The sequence below is a fragment of the Glycomyces artemisiae genome, assembly GCF_003002955.1.
Lineage (GTDB): Bacteria > Actinomycetota > Actinomycetes > Mycobacteriales > Micromonosporaceae > Glycomyces > Glycomyces artemisiae.
Window position 1 is genome coordinate 290,915 of sequence record NZ_PVTJ01000001.1, and the last position, 25,195, is coordinate 316,109.

At 69.0% G+C, this 25,195-nt stretch carries 23 protein-coding genes and 2 tRNA genes; 14 read left to right on the top strand and 11 right to left on the bottom strand.

Annotated elements, in window-relative coordinates; all coding sequences use genetic code 11:
- Positions 1 to 341: 341 nt before the first annotated feature.
- From B0I28_RS01360 to B0I28_RS01365, 3 genes are all read left to right on the top strand, one after another.
- Positions 342 to 1,622, top strand: coding sequence for a prenyltransferase/squalene oxidase repeat-containing protein (locus tag B0I28_RS01360; RefSeq protein ID WP_146147935.1), 1,281 nt, complete (start codon positions 342 to 344; stop codon positions 1,620 to 1,622).
- Between the two features lie 293 nt (positions 1,623 to 1,915).
- Positions 1,916 to 2,284, top strand: a complete 369-nt coding sequence (locus tag B0I28_RS27580; RefSeq protein ID WP_219926493.1) for a DUF262 domain-containing protein — start codon at positions 1,916 to 1,918, stop codon at positions 2,282 to 2,284.
- A 210-nt stretch (positions 2,285 to 2,494) separates the two neighbouring features.
- The gene (locus tag B0I28_RS01365) at positions 2,495 to 3,751 is read left to right on the top strand and encodes a hypothetical protein (RefSeq protein WP_219926494.1); all 1,257 of its coding nucleotides are present in this window, start codon (positions 2,495 to 2,497) and stop codon (positions 3,749 to 3,751) included.
- Between the two features lie 530 nt (positions 3,752 to 4,281).
- Here the strand turns inward: B0I28_RS01365 and B0I28_RS01370 are convergent.
- Positions 4,282 to 4,539, bottom strand: a complete 258-nt coding sequence (locus B0I28_RS01370) for a hypothetical protein (RefSeq protein WP_106362018.1) — start codon at positions 4,537 to 4,539, stop codon at positions 4,282 to 4,284.
- Between the two features lie 117 nt (positions 4,540 to 4,656).
- Between B0I28_RS01370 and B0I28_RS01375 the strand changes: the two genes are divergently transcribed.
- Positions 4,657 to 4,926 (top strand): hypothetical protein, encoded by a 270-nt coding sequence (locus B0I28_RS01375; RefSeq protein ID WP_146147936.1) that lies wholly within the window; start codon positions 4,657 to 4,659, stop codon positions 4,924 to 4,926.
- Between the two features lie 56 nt (positions 4,927 to 4,982).
- On the opposite strand, the gene B0I28_RS01380 is transcribed toward B0I28_RS01375, so the two are convergent.
- Positions 4,983 to 5,055: transfer RNA gene (locus tag B0I28_RS01380), tRNA-Asn, on the bottom strand.
- Between the two features lie 224 nt (positions 5,056 to 5,279).
- On the opposite strand from B0I28_RS01380, the gene B0I28_RS01385 reads away from it, so the two are divergent.
- Complete coding sequence (locus B0I28_RS01385) at positions 5,280 to 5,612, top strand: YtxH domain-containing protein (protein WP_106362020.1); 333 nt, start codon at positions 5,280 to 5,282, stop codon at positions 5,610 to 5,612.
- Positions 5,613 to 5,665: 53 nt separating this feature from the next.
- Here B0I28_RS01385 and B0I28_RS01390 read toward each other — a convergent pair whose 3' ends face one another.
- Positions 5,666 to 8,143 (bottom strand): glycoside hydrolase family 3 protein, encoded by a 2,478-nt coding sequence (locus tag B0I28_RS01390; RefSeq protein WP_106362021.1) that lies wholly within the window; start codon positions 8,141 to 8,143, stop codon positions 5,666 to 5,668.
- A 140-nt stretch (positions 8,144 to 8,283) separates the two neighbouring features.
- On the opposite strand from B0I28_RS01390, the gene B0I28_RS01395 reads away from it, so the two are divergent.
- The 4 genes from B0I28_RS01395 (at position 8,284) to B0I28_RS01410 (ending at position 12,009) form a co-directional block, all read left to right on the top strand.
- Positions 8,284 to 8,892, top strand: coding sequence for a TetR/AcrR family transcriptional regulator (locus B0I28_RS01395; protein ID WP_106362022.1), 609 nt, complete (start codon positions 8,284 to 8,286; stop codon positions 8,890 to 8,892).
- Entirely contained in the window at positions 8,889 to 9,770 is an 882-nt protein-coding gene (locus B0I28_RS01400) for a putative RNA methyltransferase (RefSeq protein WP_106362023.1), read from the top strand. The genes B0I28_RS01395 and B0I28_RS01400 overlap by 4 nt, the downstream gene beginning before the upstream one ends.
- 151 nt (positions 9,771 to 9,921) lie before the next feature.
- Positions 9,922 to 10,773, top strand: coding sequence for a glutaminyl-peptide cyclotransferase (locus B0I28_RS01405; RefSeq protein ID WP_106362024.1), 852 nt, complete (start codon positions 9,922 to 9,924; stop codon positions 10,771 to 10,773).
- A 66-nt stretch (positions 10,774 to 10,839) separates the two neighbouring features.
- Positions 10,840 to 12,009 (top strand): hypothetical protein, encoded by a 1,170-nt coding sequence (locus tag B0I28_RS01410; protein WP_106362025.1) that lies wholly within the window; start codon positions 10,840 to 10,842, stop codon positions 12,007 to 12,009.
- Between the two features lie 38 nt (positions 12,010 to 12,047).
- Here B0I28_RS01410 and B0I28_RS01415 read toward each other — a convergent pair whose 3' ends face one another.
- On the bottom strand, positions 12,048 to 12,977 hold the full coding sequence (locus B0I28_RS01415; protein ID WP_106362026.1) for a carbohydrate kinase family protein: 930 nt from the start codon (positions 12,975 to 12,977) through the stop codon (positions 12,048 to 12,050).
- A 115-nt stretch (positions 12,978 to 13,092) separates the two neighbouring features.
- On the opposite strand from B0I28_RS01415, the gene wrbA reads away from it, so the two are divergent.
- Positions 13,093 to 13,689 (top strand): NAD(P)H:quinone oxidoreductase, encoded by a 597-nt coding sequence (gene wrbA, locus B0I28_RS01420; protein WP_106362027.1) that lies wholly within the window; start codon positions 13,093 to 13,095, stop codon positions 13,687 to 13,689.
- A 50-nt stretch (positions 13,690 to 13,739) separates the two neighbouring features.
- Here wrbA and B0I28_RS01425 read toward each other — a convergent pair whose 3' ends face one another.
- A complete protein-coding gene (locus B0I28_RS01425) occupies positions 13,740 to 14,861 on the bottom strand; it encodes a hypothetical protein (RefSeq protein ID WP_146147937.1) in 1,122 nt (373 codons plus the stop codon).
- A 284-nt stretch (positions 14,862 to 15,145) separates the two neighbouring features.
- Here B0I28_RS01425 and B0I28_RS01430 point away from each other — a divergent pair, with 284 nt between their 5' ends.
- Positions 15,146 to 16,402, top strand: a complete 1,257-nt coding sequence (locus B0I28_RS01430; protein ID WP_106362029.1) for an ABC transporter substrate-binding protein — start codon at positions 15,146 to 15,148, stop codon at positions 16,400 to 16,402.
- A 69-nt stretch (positions 16,403 to 16,471) separates the two neighbouring features.
- Here the strand turns inward: B0I28_RS01430 and B0I28_RS01435 are convergent, their stop codons facing one another.
- Genes B0I28_RS01435 through B0I28_RS01450 form a run of 4 tightly spaced genes read right to left on the bottom strand, consistent with a single transcriptional unit; the run spans position 16,472 to position 20,616 of the window.
- On the bottom strand, positions 16,472 to 17,305 hold the full coding sequence (locus B0I28_RS01435) for an ABC transporter ATP-binding protein (protein ID WP_106362030.1): 834 nt from the start codon (positions 17,303 to 17,305) through the stop codon (positions 16,472 to 16,474).
- Positions 17,306 to 17,313: 8 nt separating this feature from the next.
- On the bottom strand, positions 17,314 to 18,171 hold the full coding sequence (locus tag B0I28_RS01440; protein WP_106362031.1) for an ABC transporter ATP-binding protein: 858 nt from the start codon (positions 18,169 to 18,171) through the stop codon (positions 17,314 to 17,316).
- Positions 18,161 to 19,204, bottom strand: coding sequence for a branched-chain amino acid ABC transporter permease (locus B0I28_RS01445; RefSeq protein ID WP_106362032.1), 1,044 nt, complete (start codon positions 19,202 to 19,204; stop codon positions 18,161 to 18,163). Before B0I28_RS01445 ends, B0I28_RS01440 begins: the two co-directional genes overlap by 11 nt.
- An 11-nt stretch (positions 19,205 to 19,215) precedes the next feature.
- On the bottom strand, positions 19,216 to 20,616 hold the full coding sequence (locus B0I28_RS01450; RefSeq protein WP_181245592.1) for a branched-chain amino acid ABC transporter permease: 1,401 nt from the start codon (positions 20,614 to 20,616) through the stop codon (positions 19,216 to 19,218).
- Positions 20,617 to 20,929: 313 nt separating this feature from the next.
- On the opposite strand from B0I28_RS01450, the gene B0I28_RS01455 reads away from it, so the two are divergent.
- A tRNA-Ile gene (locus tag B0I28_RS01455) sits at positions 20,930 to 21,003 on the top strand.
- Positions 21,004 to 21,070: 67 nt separating this feature from the next.
- Here B0I28_RS01455 and B0I28_RS01460 read toward each other — a convergent pair.
- Entirely contained in the window at positions 21,071 to 21,802 is a 732-nt protein-coding gene (locus B0I28_RS01460) for an SDR family oxidoreductase (protein ID WP_106362034.1), read from the bottom strand.
- 101 nt (positions 21,803 to 21,903) lie between these two features.
- Here B0I28_RS01460 and B0I28_RS01465 point away from each other — a divergent pair, with 101 nt between their 5' ends.
- Positions 21,904 to 22,743 carry a helix-turn-helix transcriptional regulator gene (locus tag B0I28_RS01465; RefSeq protein WP_106362035.1) on the top strand — a complete coding sequence of 280 codons (840 nt, stop codon included), beginning with the start codon at positions 21,904 to 21,906 and terminating at the stop codon, positions 22,741 to 22,743.
- A 188-nt stretch (positions 22,744 to 22,931) separates the two neighbouring features.
- Positions 22,932 to 24,122, top strand: coding sequence for an MFS transporter (locus B0I28_RS01470; protein ID WP_106362036.1), 1,191 nt, complete (start codon positions 22,932 to 22,934; stop codon positions 24,120 to 24,122).
- Between the two features lie 50 nt (positions 24,123 to 24,172).
- Here the strand turns inward: B0I28_RS01470 and B0I28_RS01475 are convergent, their stop codons facing one another.
- Positions 24,173 to 25,153 carry a zinc-binding dehydrogenase gene (locus B0I28_RS01475; protein ID WP_106362037.1) on the bottom strand — a complete coding sequence of 327 codons (981 nt, stop codon included), beginning with the start codon at positions 25,151 to 25,153 and terminating at the stop codon, positions 24,173 to 24,175.
- Positions 25,154 to 25,195: the final 42 nt, after the last annotated feature.

A 25,195-nucleotide genomic window follows, 5' to 3' on the forward strand; every position in this document is an offset into this window, starting at 1 on the left:
TCGTATATCCGACTCGGGGATCGGCACATTCGGCATTGTGCCGATCCCACAATTCCGGCTGTGGAACCGCATCATCCGCCTGAAGAGCGGATATTACCGGGTCTCGACGAAAAATATTGGGGCGCAACGGAACCGGCTTGCCAAGACCACTCGGTCGCGGAATTCAAAACAAATCGAAGTAAGTAGATCCTTACATGCGTAATGTGCACGCCTCTGCCATCATTGAAGGTCCGCATGTTTCAGTTGCAATGGCGCGCTGAGCAAACGAACCCGATGGCAGAAGTGCGCCTTGCTCCACCCGATTCACGGCGCCGCTTCCGCCCTCTCCGTGGAGGTGCGCGATGCCCAGAAGGCGTTGGCCCACTGAGGCCGAACTCAACAAGAGCCTGACGCTCGCGGCGATGTGGATCCGGCGGCACCGGATGCCGGGCATGCAGGCATGGCCGGTCTCGGCGGGCGGGGCGGATCCGTCCCTGTGGGGCGGAACCGTGGACGCGGTCTGCGCGATCACCGCGCTCCGGAGGTCGGGATGGTTCGACGTCAGCGTCCTCGACGACGTCGACCTCGGCGCCGCGAAGCGCTGGGCCATGACGCAGCAGAACAAGAACGGGTCGTTCCGCAGCGGCGAGTTCGCGTTCTCCGGCGCGGAGCCGACCGCGTGGACGCTCATCGCACTCCACCAGATCACCCCCGACGAGCCGAGCCGCGAAGTCAAAGCGGCCCTCGCCTACCTGGAATCCTGCGTCGACCTGAACGACGGGTCGGTGTCCTCCACCCCGAACGGCGACCTGCCGCGCACCATGCCGACCGCACTGACGCTCTGGGCGTTCGCGCTCTGGCGGCACCATGACGACCTCCGATCGAAGATCGCGTCCTACCTGCTGCGCTGCCAGGACACCTCCAGCCACGGCTGGGGCGTGACCAGCTCGGCCCGGCCGAACCCCGCGACGACGGCCCAGGTCCTCGTCGCGTTCCAGGCCGCACGGGTCGCCGAGGACGACTACCGGCTCGCCGTCGAATACCTCGTGGACCAGCAGCGCGAGAGCGGCCGGTGGCCCAACAGCCTCGACGAGTGGGTGGCGGAGCGCCTCACTAACAAGTGCGCCAACAGCGGCACCGCGTGGTCCCTGCTCGCCCTCGCGAAGCGACGGGACCACCGCTCCCGCACGGCCTGCCTCCGCGCCGTCAACTACCTCATCGCCGGCGACCAGACGGTCTCGGGCCCGACCGCCGACCGTGGCTCCTGGAAGCTCTCGGACGACGGAGCGCAGCGGCACGTCTGGCTCACCGGCCAGATCGTCGTGGCGCTCGCGGCCTGGCGCAACGCGCTGCCGCCCGAAGGGTTCCACCGCGAGGGCATGCGCCTGACGACCTGGCTCCTGACCGCCTTCGACTTCCTCGTCAGCCGGGCGCCCCTGATCTCGACCCTCGGCGTCCTCGGCGCGGTCGTGGCCCTCACGATCGACAGCACCGACGCGGGACTCCGCTATCAACTCTTCGGCGACGGCGTGACCTTCCGCCAGAGCCTCCTGACCTCCGGGCTCGGCACCGCAATGCTCGGCGCGATCACCTGGCTCTACCGAGGCGCCCGAAACTGGCGCGCCCGCCGCCGCCGCGACTGAGTGGCCACATTTCTGAGGGCATCGTCCCAGGGCTTGGGTAGGGCATGGGGTGCCGAGCCAGTTCAGAGTCCGCGGAAAGCTGGGCCATGGCTCCTATATCGATGCTCGCCTGACCTGCGGCGGCCGACGCCACTGTGAGCACTTATTGCGTTATCATCACTCAATCGCATTGGAGCGGTTCCCATATGCTTCTGGCTCGACAACGCCGGAGGACCGGCCGAACCACCGCGGTGAGTGTCCTGTCCTAGTTGTCGGCATTGAAGCCGTGGCCATGAACCGCCTGATGGAGCAACTTGAGCACCCCCGCTTCCGACCCTAAACCCCCTTTTAAGGACCCGAAGCCGAGCGCGGAGCGCATTGTCCAGCTTGCGCAGCGAGTGCTTACAGGGGATATTCTTCTTCCCAGGTTCCAACGGAACTTCGTCTGGAGCAGAAAACAGATCATCGACCTGCTCGATTCCGTCGCCCGCAACTACCCGATCGGGAGCATGCTGCTTTGGCAGTCTCGTCAGGAGCTGGCGAACGAACGCGCGATCGCCGACCTTCCCGTCGCCGAGACCAAGCCCGACTACCCTGTGAACTACTTGCTCGACGGGCAGCAGAGACTCTCGACGATCTGCGGCGCCCTTCATTGGACCCCAGGCGATCCCATGAGTGTATGAAACGTTGCGTATGACCTGAAAGCGGAAGCTTTCCTGCACCTTGACACGCCAGGAGAGCCGGCGCTACAAATCGTTCCTCTTCGGTATCTTTCGACCGCGTCGAAGTACTTCAGCAGACTGACCGGGCTTGACGACGAGCTCCAAGCAAGGGCGAAGGCGTTGTTTGACCGTTTCACGGACTACCAGGTCGCGACAGTGACCCTGGGCGACATGTCGATCGAAGACGTCGCCCCCGTATTTGAACGTATCAACAGCACCGGAACTCCGCTGACCATAGTCGACTTGATGCGCGCGGCTACATGGAAGCCGACCTTCGACCTTGTCGACTCCATTGACCGACTCTCGGCCTCGCTTGAGCCGAAGCAATTCGATGCGATCGACCGGAAGACGCTGCTGCGAGCTATCGCTTCAGCCGCGGGCCATGGGTTCGACTCTGCATCGATTGACGATCTCCGGCACCGTAGCAAGGAGGATCTTCTCGCGGCAGTCAATGCAGTTGAAGCGGCTGCCAAGCGCACCAGCGACTTCCTTGCCACCGAGATCGGTGTGCCCGGCGCACGGGCGTTGCCGTACGTCAACCAATTCGCAGTCTTGTGCGAGCTGTTCCGGCAACTCCCCTCCCCAACGTCGAAGCAGTACGACCAAGTAATCCGATGGTTCTGGCGAACCACTCTCGGAAGCTACTTCGGCGGCTGGAATACTGGCCAGATGACCGCGGATCGTGACGCTGTCACCGCGTTCGCGAACGGCGACACCTCGAGCATCCAAACCTCGGCGTCGGCGCCTGCGGCGTCGATCTGGTCGACCCGAGACTTCCGCTCTAACAGTGCGACATCGAAGATGATGGCGCTTATGCTAGGCCAGAAGAAGCCCGTCGACCTCATCACCGGCCAGGCGATCGACGTGGCCAAGGCGTTGGCCTGGAACAACGACAAAGAGTTCCATCACTTCTTTCCTCGCGGATTCTTGAAGTCGACCAATATCGCAAAGAAGACGAATGTCATCGCCAACATCGTGATGCTTACCTCGATGAGTAATATTCGCATTCGAGATCGAGCGCCATCCGAGTACTTGCGATCCATATCGCAAACGGTCGGTGAGGGAGTTCTCCGATCTCGGCTTCGGTCTTGCATGGTGCCTGAAGCCGCCTATGAGGCGGCGCTGGCTGACGACTACATGGGGTTTCTTGCCGCTCGTTCCAGTCACTTGCAAGAGGAAGCGCTTCGCTTGGCCGGGCTCGACGACCCTGATGCGAGGCTCTTCTTATCGAGTTTAGTGATGCGGTTCAGGCGGGGACCGCGATGTTGTGCAATATCGAGGAGAACGGTATCGGCCGCTCCAAGCGGTCGGAATGACGAAAGGCCGGTCATTTTCGATCGGCCTTTCTGTGCCGGCTCAGCTGATCAGGGCCTTTGCGTGTCTGTTCTCGCAGGCAGAAGATCTCTGCGGGCGGGTTGGTCAACTTAGATCTCAGCGAACTTAGATATGATCTAAGTCAGAGACTGGACTGCCGAGGCTGTGTTTTCAGGCGAGCAGGGGCGGTAGCGCCGAAACGCTGGAACTGTCATGGTCGCGCTTCGCGTCTCCGATCTTCCCGGAGCCGAGGCGCTCCCGAGCGCCGTGGCTGGAGGCGTTCGAACTTCTCGCGCTCGCGCTGCTCCACGGCCGCGCCTCGATTGTGGTCGTCGATGAGGTCTCCTGGCTGTTCCAGCAGAATGCGCGGCTTGAAGACTCTCTGTAGACCGCGTGGAACCGCCTCCTGCGAAGCAAACCCGTGCTCCTGCTCCTGGTCGGCAGCGACCCCCACATGATGGAGGCATTCGTCGGCTACGGCCGTCCGCTTTACGACCGGACCGATTCGATGGTGGTAGCCGCTGGATCCTGCGGACACCGCGAAACTGACCGGTTCCCAACGATCGAGGGTATCTGCCGCTTGGAACTAGCAACGCCGTATGACAAGAAGACGAGAGGGCGGTCGATCTTCTCGCCCGGGCTTTTCAGCGCTCGGAGGTCTCCGCGTCCCGGCACCCCTGGCGCCAGGTCTCCATGAGCTGCATGCCCTGCAAGTTGATGATGACTCCCAGCGCGAACATCAACCCCGCCCCGGGGAGTGCCACCAAGAACCCGAACCCATAGGTCCCGAAGCTCGCAAAGAGCCCCAGCAACAGCGTCAACACTCCGATGGCGAACATCCACCCGGCAGCTTTCCCCGCCCGCTTGACCGCCTTCTCGATTTCATCGTCGAATTCCCTCATGCCCCCACCATATGGGCCGCAGCCCGTATTCGGGGTCCCGGCGATCCTCGAAAGGCCGGGCCCGGCTCGCCCGTTCGTGCGCTTCCCAGCCCGTCCGGCCCCATCTACCGTCAACGGATGGACGACAGAAAACCTCTCGACAACCCCTTGCTCACCGGGATGATCTCCACCGGTGTCGGCGCGCTCGTTCTGGGCACCGTGATCTGGATCGCCACGACGGACTTCGACCCAAGCTCATACAGCGGCATGGACGAGTCCAACCCGGCCGGCCAGTTCATCGGCGCTTCGATCGCCGGCTTCGGCCTCATGCTTCTCGCCCTTGCCTGGACTGCGGCCGTGGTCTGCCGCCAGCTCCTCGACATCTCCACCCCCGCCGACAAGCCGTGACCAGAACCGAGAAAAAAGCAAAGGCCGGTCATGAATGACCGGCCTTTCTGTGTCTGCTCCCCAACTTGGACTCGAACCAAGAACCTGCCGATTAACAGTCGGCTGCTCTGCCAATTGAGCTATTGGGGAATGGTTCTGCCGTGGTGGCGAACCGGATACGAGAGTACAGGAGGGGAGGGGGCGGGTGCCACGGGGGTGGGTGTGGTGTGGGTCCTCGGGTGGGTGGAATCGGGGGTGCGTTTCGTGCTTGGGCGGGCGGGGCACCCCGGGATGCGGCAGAATGGCCGCTGTGTGCGGGGGACGCACGGATAACGAGGAGCGTCCGGCCCGAGGGCCGGCCGGGGGAGGCAATTATGCGGAAGTGGTATCTCGTGGCCGGGTTCGCGGTCGGGTACATCCTGGGGGCGAAGGCGGGCCGCGAGCGGTACGACCAGATCGTCGACTACACGCGCCGGGTGGCCGGCAATGACAAGGTCCAGCAGGTCGCCTCGTCTGTGCGCAACCAGGCGGGGAAGGCCGTGAACGCGGCGCAGGACAAGATCAAGGACACGAAGTTCGGCGAGATCATCGAGAACTTCACCACCAGCGCCGACGAGCCCCCGAAGGCCGAGCCCTGGGACTCCGCCGGGGTCACCACCCCTGCGCGGAGTGAACGGGCCCTTCGCGAGGACTCTCCGGGTTTTTGAGTCAGAGCAGACTGAGAATGAAGGGCGGGATCCCGAGATCCCGCCCTTCTCTCTTATCCCTCAACCAGCAAGGTTTCGAGGGGGAGGTCCGCCACGTTCCTTCCGGCCTTCACCTTCCAGGTGCCCGGGACGGTCTCCCACGAGTGGGTCTGCTCGTTCCAGAACTGCCGCGAGCGTGCTTCCAGGGGAATCGTCACTTCGACTTCTTCGCCGGGGCCCGCTTCCACCGCCTGGAAGCCTGCCAGGCGGGTTCGCTCGATGCCGCCTGCCACCTCGGCGGACTCGTCCGGGGACAGGTAGACCTGGACCACCTCTCGGCCGGTCACCGCCCCCTTGTTCCTCACCTTGACCTTGACGGTGCTGCCGACCACCTCTATCGACTCGTACGCCCAGTCGGTGTAGGACAGGCCGTGGCCGAACCAGAACGCCGGCTCGACCGTCCCCCTGCGCTGCCAGGCCCGGTAGCCGATGAAGACGCCCTCTTCGTAGTGGAGCTTGCCCTCGTCGTCCGGGACGACCTGCGTCACGGGGGCGTCGGCGAGGGTCTTCGGCCAGGTGGTCGTCAGGCGGCCGCCCGGTTCGGCGCCGAGGAGGACCTCGGCGAGGGCGTTGCCGCCCTCCTGGCCGGGGAACCAGGTGAGGAGGATGCCGGCGACGTCGGCGGCCCAGGGCATCTCGACCGGGGAGCCGGTGTTGACCACGACGACCGTGTTCGGGTTGGCGGCGGCGACGGCGGCGACGAGTTCGTCCTGTCGGCCGGGGAGGCGCAGGTCGGCGCGGTCGAAGCCCTCGGATTCGGTGAGGGCGGTGGTGGAGACGACGACCACGGCGATCTCGGCGCCGCGGGCGGCGGCGACGGCCTCGTCGATGAGGGTCTGCTCGTCGGGCCGCGGCTCGGTGTGCATGAGTCCGAACAGGACCGAGGGCGGGAACCCGGGCGGGAAGTCGAACGGCGTGAACTCGTGGCGCAGCTCGACCTCCTGGCCTTCGTCGAGGCGGATGCGGACGCGCTCGACGCCGGGGCCGAAGAACGCCTCGAACGGGTCGTCGCTGACGAACTCCTGGTCCTGGTCGAACACGGTCTCGCCGTCGATGACGAGCTTGTGGTGCCCGAAGCCGCGGGTGCCGAAGACGTGCTCGCCGGTCTTGGTCGCGACGTAGCGGCCCTCGACGAGCGCGTGGTCGAACTCGTCGGCGGTGAGGCCGCCGGGGACGTATCCCATCCACTTGACGTCGCCGTTGGCGAGCGGTTCGGCGGGCAGCTGCGTCCCGTCCTTCGCGACGGGCCGCGCGGTGAGCGTGAAGCCGCGGTTCGCGGCCTCGATCTGCTCGAACAGGTCGACGCCTTGGGCGTAGACGACGCGGTCGCCGAGCTTGGCCCGCAGGCCGTCGAGCGGGGAGACCACGTGCGGCGGGAACACCGTCGCGGAGCCGCCGCCCAGGACGCGGGCCTCGGCCGCGGCGGGGCCGATGAGCGCGAGGCTGTGGACGACGTCGGCGTGGAGCGGCAGGATGCGCGTCTCGTCGCCCGCGGGGACGTCGTTCTTGGCGAGGACGAAGGAGCGCCGGGCGATCTCGCGCAGCAGCGCGTCGGGGTCCTCGATCGCCTCCAGACGCCCGGTGACCGCGGCCTCGACGCCGTCGAGAGCGCCGACACGGGCGGCGAGCTTGAGGATGCGGCGGACGTTCGCGTCCACGGCCGCCTCGGTGGTCCGGCCCTCGCGGACCGCGTCGACCAGCGCCTTCCCGAACACGGTGAGCGGCCCGGGCATCGCGAGGTCGAGCCCTGCTTCGACGCCCTCGACGGTGTGCCGCGCGGCGCCCCAGTCGGAGACGTTGAAGCCGTCGAACCCGAACTCCTCGCGGAGGACGTCCATGAGCTCCTTGTGCGCGGTCATGGTGGTGCCGTTGACGGTGTTGTACGCGGTCATGACGCCCCACGGGTTGACCGCGGCGGCGACCATCTCGAACGGCCGCAGGTACAGCTCGCGCAGGGCCCGCTCGCCGATGACGTTGTCGACGGTGAACCGGTCGGTCTCGGCGTCGTTGGCGACGTAGTGCTTCATGGTGGTGCCGACGCCGCGCTCCTGCACGCCCGCGACGTACGCCTCGGCGATGCGCCCGGTCAGGTACGGGTCCTCGCTGAACGCCTCGAAGTGGCGCCCGCCCAGCGGCGAGCGGTGCAGGTTGATCGTCGGCGCCAGGAGCACGTCGACGTCCTTGCGGCGGGCCTCGGCGGCGAGGAGGTTCCCGGTGCGGCGCACCAGCTCCGGGTCCCAGGACGCGGCCTGCGCGGTGGGGCTGGGCAGCGCCAGGGACGGGTCGGCGGCGGTCCAGAAGCGGCCGCGCACGCCGATGGGGCCGTCGGAGACGGTCATCGACCGCAGGCCCGCGTCGGGGGCGGCGAGGGTCCGCCACATGTCGATGCCGGCCAGCAGGTCGGCCTTGGTCTCCAGGTCCAGCTTCGCGAGCGCCGCCTCGACGGCCTCCTCGTAGTCGGGCCGGTCGGCGGGGACGGTCCAGTCGCTCATGGCGTGCCTTTCTTCGGTCTGCGCTGCGGTGCGCCGCCCCGAGTCTGCCACCGCTACCGAGCGACCGGTAGTGCCTGTGGCCGAATCGTGATTATCTATGCTGGAGTGCCATCGAGACCGAGCCCAGATCGAGGCCAGCAATGCCGAACCCGCCGCGACCGCACGGCGTCCGCCACGGTGCCCGCGGGCAGGCCCGCCGCGAGGAGATCGTGCGCGCCGCCATGGAGGTCATCGCCGAGCGCGGCTACCGCGGGGCCAGCCTCGCCGCCGTCGCCGAGAAGGTGGGCCTGACCCAGCAGGGCCTTCTCCACTACTTCCCGTCCAAAGAGGACTTGCTGATCGCGGTGCTCACCATGCGCGACGAATGGGACCGCGGCGACCGCGTCTCCTCCGACGGCAACCCGATGACCGTGGCCCAGACCGTCGGCGTGGTCGAGGCCAACGCGCACCGGTCGGCGATCATCCGCACCTTCTCCGCCCTGCTCGGCGAGTCCGTCACCGAGGACCACCCGGCCGAGCCCTACTTCCGCGAGCGCTACCGCCGCGTGCGCGGCGAGATGGCCGCCACGCTGCGCGCCCAGTGGGGTGACCGGCTCCCCTCCGGGCTCACCCCGGAGGAGGTGGCGCCGCTGGTCGTGGCGATCATGGACGGTCTCCAGTTCCAGTGGCTCCACGATCCCGAAGGCGTCGACATGCCCGCATCCTTCCGCGCGTTCCTGCGCCTCATCGACCCCGAGGCCCTCGCGTGACGCTGCCCGCGCTCGACGCGCTCGCCTGCCCCAACTGCGGCCAGGCCCTCGACCAGGCCGACCGGCGCCTGTCCTGCCGCTCCGGCCACTCCTTCGACCTCGCCAAGCAGGGCTACGCGCCGCTGCTCGCCCCCGGCTCCAACGCCACCACCGGCGACACCGCCGACCAGGTCGCCGCCCGCGAGGAGTTCCTCTCCGCGGGCTTCTACGACCCGCTCCTGACAGCCGTCGCCGAAGCCTCGCTCACCGACGCCCCCGGCGTCGTCATCGAGCCGGGCTGCGGCACCGGCCACTACCTCGCCGCCGCGCTCGCGGCCGCCCCCGGACGCGAGGGCATCGGCCTCGACACCTCCAAGTACGCGCTGCGGCGCTGCGCCAAACGGCAACTGCTCCAAGCGGAAACGGACGAACCGCGGCGAGCCGCCGGAACTCAGGCGCGACTCGCCGCGGTGCTCGCCGACGCGTGGAATCGACTTCCGGTACGCGACGGCGCCGCCGCCGCGGTGCTGAACGTCTTCGCTCCCCGCAACGCCGACGAGCTCGCACGCGTCCTCCACCCAAGAGGCGCTCTAGTGGTCCTGACCCCCCGGCTGGACCACCTCCGCGAACTCGTCGACGCCTTGGACTTGCTGAGCGTCGACCCCGCCAAACCGCAGCGGACCGCCGACCAGCTCGGCTCGGTGTTCGAGGCCGAGCGGGCCGACGAGATCTCCTATTCGATTGGCCTCGGACACGAGGACGTGCGCCGGCTCGTCGGGATGGGCCCCAGCGCCCGCCACCACGGCCCCGCCGAGCTCGACGCGGCCGTCGCCGCGCTCCCCGAGCGGATCGACGTCACCGTCGCGGCGACCGTCGCCCGCTGGCGCCGCAAGGGCTGAGAGCGGCCTGCGAGCCGACCCCTCCCGGTGCCGCGGACGAGGTCGGCCCCCGATGCCCTCCCCGTTGCACGGCAAACGCTTCGCACGGAAGTCTTGTCCTCGTTTGCCATGACCGATACGGTACGAGGCATCACCCCTGAAGCACCTGGAGATGAGTTCAGTGTTCGATGAGAAGCGGGCGGCCCGGCACGGCCTCGCCTTCACCGCCGCCGGGCTCCTCGCCCTCGCGGCGTGCAGCACCGGCGACGCCAACGCCCAGGAATCCGTGACCGTCCCCGACGAGGCGGTCGCGGCGGGCGAGGTCGAGGAGCTCACGGTCGAGGTCATCGAGTCCTACCCGCACGACCCCGGCTCGTTCACTCAGGGCCTCGAACTCGCCGAGCATCCCGAATACGGCGCGGTCCTCTACGAGTCCGCGGGCCTCTACGGCGAGTCCGACGTGCGCATCACCGACCCCGCCACCGGCGAAGTGCTCGCCTCCCAGGACCTCCCCGCCGAGGACTTCGCAGAGGGCCTCACCCTCACCGACGACGCCGTCTGGCAGATCACCTGGCAGGAGCACCACGCTTACAAGAGGGACCCCGCCACACTCGAAATCGTCGAGACCGTCGACTACGACGGCGAGGGCTGGGGCATCTGCTACGACGGCGAGCAGCTCGTCATGAGCGACGGCTCCGACACCCTCACCTTCCGCGACCCGGCCACCTTCGAGCCCACCGGGACCGTCAAGGTCACCCTCGACGGCGAACCGGTCTACTCGATCAACGAGCTCGAATGCACCGGCGGCCAGGTCTGGGCCAACCTCTGGCAGACCGACCAGATCGTCCGCATCGACCCCGCCACAGGCGAAGTCTGCGCCGTCGTCGACGCCGCCGGGCTCCTCAGCGACGACGAAGCCGCGGGCGCCGACGTCCTCAACGGCATCGCCGCCGCCGAAGAAGACGGCACCTTCTACATCACCGGGAAGCACTGGCCGAAGCTGTTCCTCGTGCGGTTCGTGTGAGCACAGTGCGCAGACCGTGACGATCCGGCGATTGCGCCGCTGGTCGCGGTGGGCCATGATGGCCTCATGGCCATCACCCCCCTTGACCGATTGCTGGAGTACAAGATGCACCTCTTGGCCGACTCCCGGCAGCCCCGCGTCTTCGCCGCCTGGTGGCAGGACCTCACCACCGCCGCGTTCTCCGCGTGGTTCATCGGCGGGCTGATCCTCGACGTCAACGCCCACGCCCGCGGCTGGGCCGAGTCCTTCTTCACCTGGTGGCACCTGGCGTTCTACACCGGCTTCTTCGCCACCGCCGCATGGATCGCCTGGATGCTCGTGCGCGCCCACCGCGCCGACGGGCGCACCGGCATGGCCGCCGTCCCCCACGGCTACGGCCCCGCGATCATCGGCGTCCCGCTGTTCCTGGTCTCCGGGATCGCCGACATGATCTGGCACCAGCTGCTCGGCGTCGAAGCCGACCTCGACATCTTCTTCAGCCCCTCCCACCTCGGCCTCGCCGCCGCCGGGTGCCTCATCGCCCTGGCGCCGTGGCTGTCCGCGTGGCGGCGCGAGGTCCTCTCCGTCGAGCCCGAGCCGATCCCGATCGAAGCGCGCCTCGCCGCGCCCGCGCTGTCCCTCGGCTTCGCCATCGCGACGCTCGTGCTGTTCCTCAACTACCTGGTCCCGTTCACCGACACGCCGTTCGCCACGGGCGTGGCCCTCGAAGGGCGCTTCGGTTACGACTCGGGCCCCGTGGCGGGCATGGTGTTCACGACGGTGCTCGTGCTCGCGCTGGCGGTCTTCACGACCGGCCGGTTCCGGCTGCCGCTCGGGTTCTTCACCGTGGCGTTCGCGTACCCGTGCATCATGGCCGGGGCGTTCACCGGCTTCGACAACGGCGCCTACGTGTGGGTGCTGCTCCTGTCGGGCGCGTGGCTCGACTTCCTCATCTGGCTCATCCGGCCCGAGCTGCGGCGCCGCCGCGACCTCATGGTCCTCGCGGGCGGCTGGGCGGTCCCGGTGTGGGCGGCATACATGATCGCGACCGGCGCGCACGCAGGGAACTGGCCGGTCGCCGAGATCGGCATCGGCGCGCCCGTGGTCGCCGCCGCGGTCGGGTGCCTGTTCATGCTGGTGGTCCAGCCCGAGCACCGCGACGCGGTCCGCCCGAGCCCGGCCGAGCCGTCGCCGTTCGACGACGTGATCGCCCGCGCGAAGGCCATGACCGCCAACCGCGGCACCGAGCAGCAGTAGGGGGTCGGCCGCCGCCCGCGGACGGCGGCCGACCTTGACTACTTCAGGGCCGCAAGACTTTCTGCCATGAGCGCGTCGGAGATGAGGGCCGTGCTCGTGCCCTTCGTGCGGCACGCGTACGCGCCCGAGATCCGGCCCGCGTCGAGGGCCTCGGCGAGCCCGTAGCCCTTGCCGCGCGCCCACAGCAGGCCCGACACGAACGCGTCGCCCGCGCCGTTGGAGTCCACCGGCGCCCACTCGGCCCACTCCGGCGAGACCGCGCCGAGCTCGGCCACGGGGTCGATGGCCCGGTACCGCTCCAGCGACCCGCCGCGTTCGAGGACGTAGCCGCCGTGCTCGCCGTCGGTCGCGATGACGACCGCCGCGCGGCCGTTGTCGATGATCCAGCGCATGGCCTTCTCCGGGTCGCCGCCGAGGCGGGCCGCGGAGAGGGTCACCAGGTCGGCGCGGCGTGCGAAGTCCTTCTGGTGCTCGGCCTCGCCGTCCCAGCCGTGCAGGTCGGTGGAGACGGTGACGCCCTCGGGGATGGCCGCCAGCACGTCGCGGGTGTGGTTGGGGATCGACACGTGGACGTGCTTCGCCTCGGCCACATGGGGTCCGAAGAAGGACTCGGGCATCCGCAGGTCGGGGTCGTGGCGGTAGTCGTAGAAGGAGTAGCGGCGGCCACCGGCGTCGACGAGGTTCACCGAGCGGGAGGTCCCGTTGGGGGAGATGAGGTAGCGGAAGTCCAGCCCGTGCGCGTCGTAGTGGCGGCGGATGAGCGCGCCCTGCTCGTCGTCGCCGATGTAGTCGATGAACCGGGTCGCGAGCCCGAGGTGGAGGCACCCGAGCGCGACGCCGTTCCCGGTGTGCGCCACGTAGTCGAGGATCGGCTCCACGTGCGTGGAGTCGCCGTCGCCGATCGCGATCTCCGGGACGCGCACGATGGTGTCGACGCCGACGCCGCCGACGACCAGGATGTCCAGCATGTGATTGCTTCCTTTGAAAAAATTTGCAGGATTGTGTGGAATCTGTTGCGAGGGCAACCCTATGGGAACGACTGTGCCAGGGTCAACACCGATTCTCACGCAAGGGGGACGCATCATGGTCAAGCTGGCCGTCATCTACTACTCGCAGACCGGGAACGTCTACGAGATGGCGAAGACCGCCGCGAGGGAGGGCCGGGACGCCGGCGCCGAGGTGCGCCTGCGGAAGGTGCGCGAGCTGGCCCCGCCCGAGGCGATCGCGTCGAACGAGGCATGGGCCGAGCACGCCGAGGCCACCGCCGACGTCGAGGAGGCGGCGCTCGACGACCTCGACTGGGCCGACGCGGTCCTGTGGGGCACGCCGACGCGGTACGGGCTGCCGACGGCGCAGATCAAGCAGTTCATCGACATCACGGGCCCGCTGTGGCAGGAGGGGAGGCTCGCCGACAAGGTGATGTCGACGTTCACGTCGACGCAGACGAGCCACGGCGGCCAGGAGTCGACGATCCTCGCGATGAACAACACGTTCTACCACTGGGGCGCGATCATCGTCTCGCCCGGCTACACCGACCCGCTCCAGTTCGACGTGGAGATCGGGAACCCTTACGGCGCCAGCCACATCGGGCTCAAGGGCCCGGTGTCGGAGAAGGACCGCGCCGCGGTGGCGATCCAGACCAAGCGCGTGGTGTCGATCGCGCGGCGCCTGCACGGCTGAAGGCGCGGCGAAGGGCCCCGAGGGATCGCCTCGGGGCCCTTCGCCGCCGCTCAGCGGGGCTGGACGACGCCGCGGCGGATCGCGTAGGCGAGGGTCGCCGCGCCCAGGGCCGGGCCCCAGACGTAGAACGGGAACGACCAGATCAGCTCCGGCGCGTCCTGGCGGATCGCCAAGGCCGCGAAGGGGAGCGCCATGAACGTGAACATCGCGGCCATGACCGAGGCGGGGACGATCGCGACCATCGGCGGCACGGGCCGGCCTTTGAGGCCGGGCATCCAGAACGGCCAGCGGACGCCCCACCGGTAGGTCATGCCGAGGCACAGCACGCCGCCGCCGAGGGCCGCGAGACCCAGGCACAGGCCCCAGACGCGGGTGGCCGGGTCGATCATGGAGCTGTCGAGCGGGCCGCCGATCCACGCCCACGGCGTCAGCCACGACATGCGCACGAGCCCGTAGGGGAGCGAGCAGGCGAACGCGATCCACGCGGCGGTGCGGCCCCAGCGGGCGGCGCGCTCGGGGGCGAGCCATGCGGGCGCGGGCTGCCCGTCGCGTCCGCTGAGGAGCAGCGTGAGCGCCAGGGCGGCCCAGATGCCGCCGCCGACGGTCATCCACACCTGGACGAGCATGTAGGCGGCGATGTCGGCGAAGCGGCCGCCGAGCATCGACAGGAAGTCGCCGACGGCGGGGAAGTCGATCACCCCGGTGAGGCCCAGGGCCGTGAAGACACCGACGACGGCGAGGCCCGCGATCGTCTTCGCGATGGGCCCGCGCGCGATGAGCACCGGGCTCGCGGCGATCAGGAGCGGGATGAACAGCGCGCACAGGTACCCGGCGAGGGACATCGGCGCGGTGGTGCTCATGACGACGCCGAAGGCGACGGCGAACAGGGCCGGGAGGGCCCAGCGCGTCGAGCGGGCGGCGAGGAGGCCGAGGACCCCGGCGGCGATGAGCGCGGCGGGTCCGGCCCAGTCGGGGACGGCCTCGGGGAGGCGGACGGTGGGGTCGTACAGCTCGTGCGAGAACGGCCCGGTCGCGGGGTCGAGGAGCTGCCAGAGCCCGATGGGGATCACGGTGAGGGACCACAGGAACGCCGCGAGGGCGGCGCGTCCGGTGCGGCGGTGCCGTTCGGGGCGCAGCTTTTCCAAGCGCTGGGTGGCGGGTTGCGTTGTCATGCCTTCAGCCTCGCGGCGGACGCGCCCCGGCCCCTCCCGCGCGCGGGCGAACCGCCTCCCCCTCGCGGGGGAACATTCCCGAGGCCGCTGCGAAACGCGGGCTTTCCTTCCCCGCAAAGCGATTGCAATACCGGATCGGCAAGGTCACGGAGCCATCACGAACTGGAACGGGTTCGGGCACGGCATGTGGCATCCACTCCCCGCCTGCCATAGGGTGTAACTCGGATCACGTCAACCTCCATGTCCACCTGCGGATCCATCTCGAACACTCAATAGGAGAAACCATGGCTCGCTTTCCCCGAGCACTGCTCGCTGTAGCCACCGCCGGCATCACAGCGTTGTCGCTGGCCGCCTGCGGCGAGGACGAGGACCCGTCGGCGTCCGGAGGTGAATGCACCGAGAGCGACGACGCACTGAAGATCGGCACGATCCTGCCGCAGACCGGTTCCCTCGCCTTCCTCGGCCCGCCCGAATTCGCGGGCGTCCACCTGGCCCAGCAGGAGATCAACGAGTACGGCGGCGTCCTCGGCAGCTGCGTCGACGTGCTCGACCAGGACTCGGGCGACACCTCGACCGACATCGCCAGCCAGTCCGCCGACGCCCTCATCGCGCAGGGCGTGCACGCGGTCATCGGCGCGGCCTCCTCGGGCGTCTCCTTCCAGTTCATCGACAAGCTGTACGAAGAGGGCATCGTCCAGGTGTCCCCGGCGAACACGTCGCCGGACTTCACCACCTATGAGCGCGGCGACTACTACTTCCGCACCGCGCCCTCGGACGTCCTCCAGGGCCGCGTCCTCGCCGACACGATCATCCAGGACGGCCACGAGAAGATCGCGATCCTCGCCCTCCAGGACGCGTACGGCACCGGCCTGGCCGACTCCGTCGAGCAGAACTTCACCGAGTTCGGCGGCGAGGTCGTCCTCAAGACGATCTACGACCCGACCGCGACCGAGTTCTCCGCCGAGGTCAGCGCCGTCGCCGACTCCGGCGCCGACGCGATCGTCCTGGTCACCTTCAACGAGATCGTCAACCTCGGCCCGGCCCTCGCCGAAGGCGGCCTGAGCGCCCAGGACATCCCCTGGTACCTCGTCGACGGCAACCTCGCCGACTACAGCGAGACCTTCCCGGCCGGCTTCATGGAGGGCGCGAAGGGCACCTTCCCGGGCGCCGACCCGGCGGAGATCCGCGACCGCCTCCTCGAAGTGGACCCGGAGCTGACCGACTTCACGTACGGCCCCGAGTCCTACGACGCCACCTCGCTCGTCGCCCTCGCGGCCATCGCCGGCGACAGCATCGACTCCGAGACCATCAAGGACAACCTGATCGACGTCTCCAGCGGCGGCACCAAGTGCACCGGCTTCACCGAGTGCGCCGAGCTGCTCGCCGAGGACAACACCGCCGACATCGACTACGAGGGCTACTCCGGCCCGATCGAGTTCTCGCCCGAGGGCGACGTCAACGCGGCGACGATCGGCGTCTACCAGTACCTGCCCGACAACACCTACGAGAACCTCACCTACACCTTCGGCGAGCTGAGCTAACCGAAGCGGCGCAAGCCAAAAGAAGCCCCCCGGGACCACAGGACCCGGGGGGCTCCGCCTTGCTCTCCGCTAGCTGGCCCGGCCGAGCGTGCCGAGGTACAGCTCCACGACCTTCGGGTCGTCGATCAGGCCGTCACCGGGACCGGTGTAGGCGCTGCGGCCCTGGTCCAGCACGTAGCCGCGGTCGCAGATCTGGAGGCACCGCCGCGCGTTCTGCTCGACCATGACCACCGTGACGCCGGTCTGGTTGATCTGCTTCGTGTTGAAGAAGACCTCGTCCTGCATCGCGGGGGACAGGCCCGCCGACGGCTCGTCCAGCAGCAGCACCGACGGCTCCATCATGAGCGCCCGGCCCATCGCCACCATCTGCCGCTCGCCGCCCGAGAGCGAGCCGGCCCGCTGCGCGCGCCGGTCCCCGAGCACCGGGAACAGGTCCGTCACGAACTCGAACCGCTCCTTGAACGCCTTGGGCCGCAGGAACACCCCCATTTCGAGGTTCTCCTCGACCGTGAGCGCCGCGAACACGTTGTTCGTCTGCGGCACGAACCCCACCCCCAGCGGCACCAGCTGGTGCGCCTTGCGGTTGGTGATGTCCTCCCCGCGCAGCACGACCTTCCCGGACGTGATGCCCACCAGGCCGAACATGGCCTTCAGCAGCGTCGACTTCCCGGCCCCGTTCGGGCCGATGATGCCGACCAGCTCGCCCTCGTTCGCGTACAGGTCGGTCCCGTTCAGGATCGACACGCCCGGGAGGTACCCCGCGACGACCTCGTCGGCGCGCAGCAGCGCGTCCTGCGAGGCCGCCAGGTGCCCTTCGCGGCTGCACACCTCGGTGGACGACTCGGCGGCCTCGTCGATGGGGGCGCCCGTCGGGCCGATCCCCTCGGTCTCGTTGTCGCTCATCACGCCTCCTAATGCTGTGCCGCGTCGTGGTGGGCGCCCAGGTACGCGTCGATCACCCGCTGGTCGGCCGAGATCTGGTCCGGCGTCCCCTCGGTGATGAGCTGCCCGGCCGCCATGACGGCCACCCAGTCCGCGATCTCGTGGACCATGTCCATGTCGTGCTCGACGAACAGCACGGTCATGCCCTCTTCGCGCAGGTCCTTGATGTGCTCCAGCAGCGACTGCTTCAGCGCCGGGTTCACCCCGGCCATCGGCTCGTCGAGCATGATCATCTTCGGCTTGAGCATGAGCGCCCGCGCCATCTCAAGGAGCTTGCGCTGCCCGCCGGAGAGCTCCCCGGCGTAGTGGTCGCGCTTGTCCGCCAGCTTGAACCGCTCCAGCAGGTCCAGGGCCCGGGCGGCGTTCTGCGCCTCCTCCTTGAGCCACAGCCACCTGAACGGCGCCGCCCACAGGCGCTCCCCGCGCTGGCGGTCGGCGCCGATGAGCATGTTCTCCAGGACCGTCATGCGCGACAGGGCCTTCGTCAACTGGAACGTGCGGACCATGCCCGACCGGGCCACCTGGTACGACCGCATCCGGTCGGCCCGGCGCCCGTCGAACTCCCACGAGCCGCGGCTCGGCCGGTCGAACCCGGTGAGCAGGTTGAAGAACGTGGTCTTCCCCGCCCCGTTCGGGCCGATCAGCGCGGTGATCGCGCCCCGCTGGACCTCGATGTGCGCGACGTCCACGGCCACGAGGCCGCCGAACGCGCGCCGCACCCCGGTCGCGGTGAGGATCGCGTCCTGCTTCGGCGCGCCCGGCTCGGCGGGCACGCCCGCGAGGGCCGCCTTCGCCGCCGCGACGCCCGCCTTCACGTCATCGGACATCGAACATCAGCTCCTTCCGGTTGCCGATGAGCCCCTGCGGCCGGAAGATCAGCAGCAGGACCATTCCCAGACCCAGCAGGAAGAACACCAGCGGGCCCACCTGCGTCGAGTCGATCACGCTCGGCGGGATCACGTCGGCGGAGATCGCCTGGATGAGCCCCTGCGCGAGGATGTTGTACAGGAACCAGAACAGCGCCGCGCCGAGCACCGGCCCGAAGATCCGGGCCGCGCCGCCGAGGATGAGCACCACGTAGAAGTAGAACGTGAAGTCCGTGGTGAACGCGTCCGGCTGGACGTTCGCGCGGCTGAGCGCGAACACGAAGCCCGCGATCGCGCCGATGATGCCGCCGAGGACCAGCGCCTGCATCTTGTACGCGAAGACGTTCTTGCCGAGGCTGCGCACGGCCTCCTCGTCCTCGCGGATGCCCTTGAGGACCCGGCCCCACGGGCTGTGGATGAGGAACGCCATGACCACCAGGATGACCGCGACGAGCGTCCACCCCACGATCATGACCCAGGTGTCGCGGTAGGAGTACTGGAGCTCGAAGATCCCGAAGTCCACGGCCAGGCGGCCGTTGTCCATCGACACGAACAGGAACGACCAGGTCGTGTCGCGGTCCCACGGGATCATCTCGAAGAACGGCTCCGAGAAGCCGCGCATGCCGTCCGAGCCGCCGGTGGTGTCCGACCAGACCGTCGCGCGCGCGATGCGCCGCACGATCTCGGCCGCCGCGATCGTCACGATCGCCAGGTAGTCGGCTCTCAATCGGAGCGTCGGGATGCCGAGCAGCAGCGCCATCACGCACGCCGCGAGCAGCCCGATCACGATGCCCCACCAGAACGGCAGGCCCATCGCGACCACGCTGAGCGCCAGGCCGTACGCGCCCATCGCCGCGAACGCCGCCTGCCCGAAGTTGAGCAGACCGGTGTAGCCGAACTGGAGGTTCAGGCCGATCGCGCCGAGCGCGTACACCAGCATCGTCGGACCGATGGCCTGCGTGAGCGCCTGGCTGAATACGAATTGCCAATCCATCGCGGGGCCCCCTAACCGATTCGCTCGCGGCGGCCCAGGATGCCCTGGGGACGGGTGAGCATGATGATGATGAGGACGGCCAGCGCGCCGACGTACTTGAGCTCGGGCGCCACCACGAGGGTCGACATCTGCACGAACACGCCGATGAGCATCGCGCCGACGAACGCGCCGAACGCGGTGCCGAGCCCGCCGAGGACCACGGCCGCGAACACGAGCAGCAGCAGGTGCTGGCCCATGTCGAACTTGACGCCGTCGCTGATCGACAGGAACACGCCCGACATGGCGGCGAGCGCGCCGCCGATCGTCCACACCAGGCGCACGACCTTGTTCACGTCGATGCCGGTGGACGCGGCGAGCGACGGGTTGTCCGCGACCGCGCGGGTCGCCTTGCCGAGTCTGGTGAACACCAGCGCCAGCCCGACGGCGACGCAGACCGCGAGCGCGATCAGGCCGGTGACGACCTCCTTGGGGGAGATGACGAGCCAGCCGAAGTCCCACGGAGGCTGGCCCACGTACTCGGTGTAGCGCTGGCGCTCGCCGCCGACGAAGAACAGCGTCGCGAAGCGGATGAGCAGGGCCACGCCGATCGAGATGATCATCATCGAGACCAGGCCGGTCCCTCTGCGCCGCAGCGGGGACCACAAGCCCCAGTCCTGCGCCCAGCCGAACGCGGCGCCCAGGACGACCGCCGCGATGGCGGCGATCCACACGGGCAGGCCGAACGTGACGTTGAACAGCAGCGCCATGACGCCGCCGAAGGTGACCAGGTCGCCGTGGGCGAAGTTGGTGAGGCCCGTCGTGCCGAAGACCATCGAGAGGCCGACGGCGGCGAGGGCGATCATGAGGCCGAAGTGGAGGCCGGAGACCAGGAGGCTGATGGCGCGGGTCGCCCCGCCCTCGCCCTCGATCTCGCCGACCTCGTCGGCGGCGGCGTCGTCCGCGGCGGCGTCCTCGCTCTCGGAGGACTCCTCGCCGGGCTCGCCGCTCTCGTCCTCGGAGGAGGAGGGCGTCTCGCCGCCGCCGGGGCTCTCGCCCGGGGTGCAGCCGTCCACCTGGGTGTCGAGCGGGAACAGGGCGGTGCGGTCGCCGGTGACGTTGACTTCGAGCTGCGGTTTGCAGTTGCGTACGACGAGTCCTTCGGGCAGGGTGGACTCGTCCAGGGTGACGACGTAGTCGCCTTCCGCGTCGAGCGGTACGGCCCAGGTGCCGTCCGCCGCGGTGGTGACGGTGGCGATCTCCGCCCCCGACGCGTCGGACACGGTGATCGACACGCCCTCTACGGGCTGGTCCTGCTGGTCGTCGAGTGTGCCGTGGATGCCGTACGCGTCCTGTGCGGCGGCACTGCTGCTCACCCCCAGACACAGCGACAGGCCGGCCAGCGCAGCCGACAGCAGCAACAATGCTCGTCTCAATGGGCCCCCTCGGGAGGTTTCGGGCGTCGGAACCCGCCGGGTGCAATGTTCGAGAAACACCGAACGGCGGGAGTGAGTCGGATCTTAAAGAGACCTGTCTAACATCAGCACGTGTCGTTATAGAACCGTTGCAAATGTGGCGCGAATGTTACCGCCGCGTCGCCCGCGCCCCAGGGGCCGTGCCACACGGTCGTTTCGGTCTCGTTCGACACCAGTGAACACTTATTGCTCCCGTCGCCCGCACCCGCACCCCGCCCTCCGCAACCCTGGGGCCACCGCGCCGACACGGGGTGTGAGAGGATATTGCCCGCTCGGGGCAGTAGCTCAGCTGGTTAGAGCAGGGGACTCATAATCCCTGGGTCGCGGGTTCAAGTCCTGCCTGCCCTACGCAGAAGGCCCCGCTTCTGCGGGGCCTTTCGTCTTTCACTTTCCTTTGCGCACCAATGGAACTCGATTACCAGGGGACCGTCGTGTCCTTGTGGTATTCCAATCCTTCCTGGAAGAAGCCGCCGTTGGGGCCGTCGTCGTCGATGAGGGCGAGGTCGATGGCGACCTTGGCGGAGACGGCGGGGTCGCGCCAGCCCTGGTTGTGGTTGAGGTCGGTCTTCGTGTAGCCGGGGGTCATGGCGTTGATCTTGACCGGGCCGTCCTTGAACTCCTTGGCATAGGAGATCGTGAGCATGTTGAGGGCCGACTTGGAGGCGCCGTAAGCCCCGCCCTGCATCTGGGCGAATTCGTGGTCGCCGGTCATGAAGGTCAGGGAGCCGACCTCGCTGGAGACGTTCACGATCCGCGGGGAGGCGGACTCGCGCAGCAGCGGGAGGAACGCGTTGGTCACCGCGACCACGCCGATCACGTTCGTCTCGAAGACCTTCCGGGTGGTCGCCACGGTCAGCTCGCTGGTGTTCCAGCCGCCGTCGGCCAGAGCGACCGCCGCATTGTTCACGAGGATGTCGAGCTTGTCGACCTGCTTCACCGCGGCCGCGATCGAGTCCTCGTCCGTGACGTCGAGCTGGAGGAAGTCCGCCTCGACTCCCGCTTCGCGGAGCCGCTCGACGGCCTCCTGGCCCCGCTCCTCCGAACGGGCCCCCACCAGGACCTTGACGCCCTTCGCCCCCAGGCCCTTGGCGATCTCGTATCCGATTCCCTTGTTCGCGCCCGTGACGAGCGCCGTCTTCTTTGCCATGCCATGAGCCTGCGCCGGTTTCCGGGACCTGCAAAGAGCACCGCTTATGGTGGTACATCCGGTACCTGGCTGCGGTCCGCGAACCGGGGGAGGATGGACGCATGGACCGCCAGCAGCTCGCCGACTTCCTCCGCACCCGCCGCGCCGCGATCACGCCCGAGGGCGTGGGACTGCCGAGCGGGCCGCGGCGGCGCACGCCCGGGCTCCGACGGCAGGAGGTCGCTCAGCTCGCGGAGATCTCCGTCGAGTACTACATCCGGCTCGAACAGGCTCGCGGTCCGAAGCCCTCCCGGCAGGTGCTCGGGGCGCTGGCCCGCGCGCTCGTGCTCGACCACGACGAGCGGGCGCACCTGTTCCACCTCGTCGACGAGCTGCCCGAGGCCGACTCCAGCCGCGAGGTTCCGGCGGCGATCCGCAACCTCCTCGCCGGGCTCGACGACTTCCCCGCGTACGCCATGGACGCCTGCTACGACATGATCGCGTGGAACGAGAAGGCCGAGCACCTCATGGGCTACCTGTCGGCGCTGACCGACGCCCAGCGGAACATCCTGCGCACCAACTTCTCCGGCCCCGGCGTCGCCGAGCGGCTCGCCGACCCCTCGATTCGCCGGTTCCTCGGCGAGAGCGTCTCGGACCTGCGCGCCTCCTATGCCCGCAACCCCGGCGACCGCAAGCTCAAGGCCCTCGTGGAGGAGCTGCTGCGCACCAGCCCGGAGTTCGGGGAGCTGTGGGCCGATCACCGCGTGGCCGTGCGCCGGGCCCAGACCAAGCGGGTCGTCCACCCGGTCGTCGGGCCGCTGGAGTTCGACTGCCAGGCCCTCGACGTGCCCGGAACCGGGCTGCGGCTGGTCGTGTATGTGCCGCAACCGGACTCGGCGACGGCCGAGGCGTTCCGGAGATTGGCGCCCGTCACTTCGGAAACCCCCGCGCCGCCCGCGTAACCCGCCCGCGACGGACATCACGCCGGGTTTTCACCTCGGGGACTTTTACTCGTGCGGCGAGTGTTATTACGCTTGGACTCGGAGGCGCACCGCCTCCCCGTCTTGACAGCGACCGGTACGGCAAGGAAGCAGCCGGTGACAGCCTCAGCGTTCTCACCCTCCTTCTCATCCCACCGGAGCTGCACACCATGCGCATGCCTCTCTTCGCCATGTCGATCGGCGCGTTCGGCATCGGCACCGCCGAGTTCGCGATCATGGGCATCCTGCCCCAGGTCGCCGCCTCCCAGGACGTCTCGCTCGCCCAGGCCGGCCTCGCCGTCTCCGCGTACGCGGTCGGCGTCGTCCTCGGCGCGCCCCTGCTCACCGTCGCCACCACCCGCGTGCCCCGCAAGCCGCTGCTCATCGCCCTGATGCTGGCGTTCGCGGGCGCGAACGTCGCGACGGCGCTGGCCCCCGACTTCGCGTTCCTGCTCGGGTCCCGCTTCGTCGCGGGCCTGCCGCACGGCGCGTTCTTCGGGGCCGCCGCCGTGGTCGGCGCGAGCCTCGTGTCCTACGACCGCCGCGCCCGCGCGATCTCCGGCATCATGTCGGGCCTCACCGTCGCCACGATCGTCGGCGTCCCGGTGAGCGCCCTGGTCATCGGCCAGATCTCGTGGCGCTGGATCTTCGCGGCCGTCGCCGCGCTCGGCGTCGTCGCGGCCGCCGCGATCTGGGCGACGGTCCCGGACACCCGCGGGGTCATCGTGGCCACCAAGGCCTCCGACGAGATCCGCGCGATCCGCTCCAAGCGCGTCCTGCTCCCGCTCGTGACCGGCGCGGTCGGCTTCGGCGGCATGTTCGCCGCCTACACCTACCTGACGCCGATCCTCGAAGACGTCACCGGCATGAACGCCCTCGCCATCGCGATCACCCTCGCGGTCTTCGGCGTCGGCCTCACGCTCGGCAACGTCCTCGGCGGCCGGATCGCCGACGCCGCCCCGATCCAGGGCCTGTTCGGCGCGTTCGCGTCGATCGCGACCGTGCTCCTGGCGATGTACTTCTCCATGAGCAACCCGGTCCTCGCGATCGCGGGGGTCCTGCTCATGGCGACGTCCTCGTCGCTGGTCGGCCCGATCATGCAGCGGCTGCTCCTCGACGGCGCCCACTCGGCCCCGTCGCTGGCGTCCTCGCTGCACCACGCGGCCTTCAACCTCGCGAACGCGAACGGCGCCTGGCTCGGCGGCCTCGCGCTGTCGCTCGGCCTGAGCCTGACCGCGCCGATCCTCGTCGGCGTCGGCCTGGCCGTGGCGGGCCTGGTCCTGTCCTTCCCGCTGGCCCGCGCGCACGCCGAGGCGCAGGTCCCGGACATCGCGCCCGCGGAGCTGGTCACCGCCTCCTAAAACGGCACGACGAAGGCCCCCGGCACAGCGCCGGGGGCCTTTCGCGTCGCTCAAGGAATGAGCACGACCTTGCCCGTGGTGCCCCGGTTCTCAAGGGCCCGATGGGCTTCGGCGGCCTCGGCGAGCTTGAACGTGTGCACGGCCGGGCGCAGCCGCCCGGCCGCGAGCTCGGCGAGCGAGCGCTCTTCGAGGGCCCGCACGCCGCCCATGCGCTGGATCATCTTCGGACCGAGCGCGCCGCTGACGGTGAGCCCGCGGCCCACGATGTCCTCCACGTTCGCCTCGGTGGCCTTCCCCGCGGACCAGCCGAACACGATCATGCGGGCGCCGAACCCGAGCCGCTCGAACACGGCCCGCCCGACCTCGCCGCCGACGGAGTCGAAGAACAGCGTCGCCTCGCGGCCTTCGAGGGCCCGGTCCAGGACGTCGGTCCAGTCGGCGGCCCGGTAGTCGATCGCCGCGTCGGCGCCGTTGGCGGCGACCTGCCGGACCTTGTCGGCCCCGCCCGCCAGGCCGATCACGTACGCCCCGGCGTTCTTGGCGGCCTGCACCAGGAGCGTGCCGAGCCCGCCCGCGGCGGCGGGGACGATGACGACGTCGTTCGCGTGGACGGGCCCGACCGCTAGGACCAGCAGCGCGGTCCGGCCGGTTCCGATCATCGCGACGGCCTCGCCGAAGTCCACGCCGTCGGGCAGCTCGTGCACCGACTCGACCTCGCGCACGGCCTTCTCCGCGTACCCCTGCGAGGCGGGGCCGAGGTGCGCCACGACCCGCTTGCCCAGCCACGCCTCGTCCACTCCTTTGCCGACGGCGTCGACGATCCCGGCGGCCTCGCGCCCGGGGATGAACGGCAGCTCCGGCAGCGGGAACGGCGTGCCCGACTTGCCGCTGCGGAAGCTCGTGTCGAGGACGTGGACGCCCGCGGCCCGGTTGTCGATGCGGACCTGGCCGGGGCCCGGCTCGGGGTCGGCGACCTCCTCGTACCGGAGCACCTCCGGGCCGCCGAACTCGTGGTGTCGGATCGCGTGCATGTCGTCGTTCCCTCCATGTCGATGGGTGTGCCGCAACAGTAG

Coding starts and splice junctions, on each gene's coding strand:
- B0I28_RS01360 (WP_146147935.1), top strand. CDS start 342: ATGCCCAGAAGGCGTTGGCCCACTGAGGCCGAACTCAACAAGAGCCTG.
- B0I28_RS01365 (WP_219926494.1), top strand. CDS start 2,495: ATGTCGATCGAAGACGTCGCCCCCGTATTTGAACGTATCAACAGCACC.
- B0I28_RS01370 (WP_106362018.1), bottom strand. CDS start 4,539: ATGAGGGAATTCGACGATGAAATCGAGAAGGCGGTCAAGCGGGCGGGG.
- B0I28_RS01375 (WP_146147936.1), top strand. CDS start 4,657: ATGGACGACAGAAAACCTCTCGACAACCCCTTGCTCACCGGGATGATC.
- B0I28_RS01385 (WP_106362020.1), top strand. CDS start 5,280: ATGCGGAAGTGGTATCTCGTGGCCGGGTTCGCGGTCGGGTACATCCTG.
- B0I28_RS01390 (WP_106362021.1), bottom strand. CDS start 8,143: ATGAGCGACTGGACCGTCCCCGCCGACCGGCCCGACTACGAGGAGGCC.
- B0I28_RS01395 (WP_106362022.1), top strand. CDS start 8,284: ATGCCGAACCCGCCGCGACCGCACGGCGTCCGCCACGGTGCCCGCGGG.
- B0I28_RS01405 (WP_106362024.1), top strand. CDS start 9,922: ATGAGTTCAGTGTTCGATGAGAAGCGGGCGGCCCGGCACGGCCTCGCC.
- B0I28_RS01410 (WP_106362025.1), top strand. CDS start 10,840: ATGGCCATCACCCCCCTTGACCGATTGCTGGAGTACAAGATGCACCTC.
- B0I28_RS01415 (WP_106362026.1), bottom strand. CDS start 12,977: ATGCTGGACATCCTGGTCGTCGGCGGCGTCGGCGTCGACACCATCGTG.
- wrbA (WP_106362027.1), top strand. CDS start 13,093: ATGGTCAAGCTGGCCGTCATCTACTACTCGCAGACCGGGAACGTCTAC.
- B0I28_RS01425 (WP_146147937.1), bottom strand. CDS start 14,861: ATGACAACGCAACCCGCCACCCAGCGCTTGGAAAAGCTGCGCCCCGAA.
- B0I28_RS01430 (WP_106362029.1), top strand. CDS start 15,146: ATGGCTCGCTTTCCCCGAGCACTGCTCGCTGTAGCCACCGCCGGCATC.
- B0I28_RS01435 (WP_106362030.1), bottom strand. CDS start 17,305: ATGAGCGACAACGAGACCGAGGGGATCGGCCCGACGGGCGCCCCCATC.
- B0I28_RS01440 (WP_106362031.1), bottom strand. CDS start 18,171: ATGTCCGATGACGTGAAGGCGGGCGTCGCGGCGGCGAAGGCGGCCCTC.
- B0I28_RS01445 (WP_106362032.1), bottom strand. CDS start 19,204: ATGGATTGGCAATTCGTATTCAGCCAGGCGCTCACGCAGGCCATCGGT.
- B0I28_RS01460 (WP_106362034.1), bottom strand. CDS start 21,802: ATGGCAAAGAAGACGGCGCTCGTCACGGGCGCGAACAAGGGAATCGGA.
- B0I28_RS01465 (WP_106362035.1), top strand. CDS start 21,904: ATGGACCGCCAGCAGCTCGCCGACTTCCTCCGCACCCGCCGCGCCGCG.
- B0I28_RS01470 (WP_106362036.1), top strand. CDS start 22,932: ATGCGCATGCCTCTCTTCGCCATGTCGATCGGCGCGTTCGGCATCGGC.
- B0I28_RS01475 (WP_106362037.1), bottom strand. CDS start 25,153: ATGCACGCGATCCGACACCACGAGTTCGGCGGCCCGGAGGTGCTCCGG.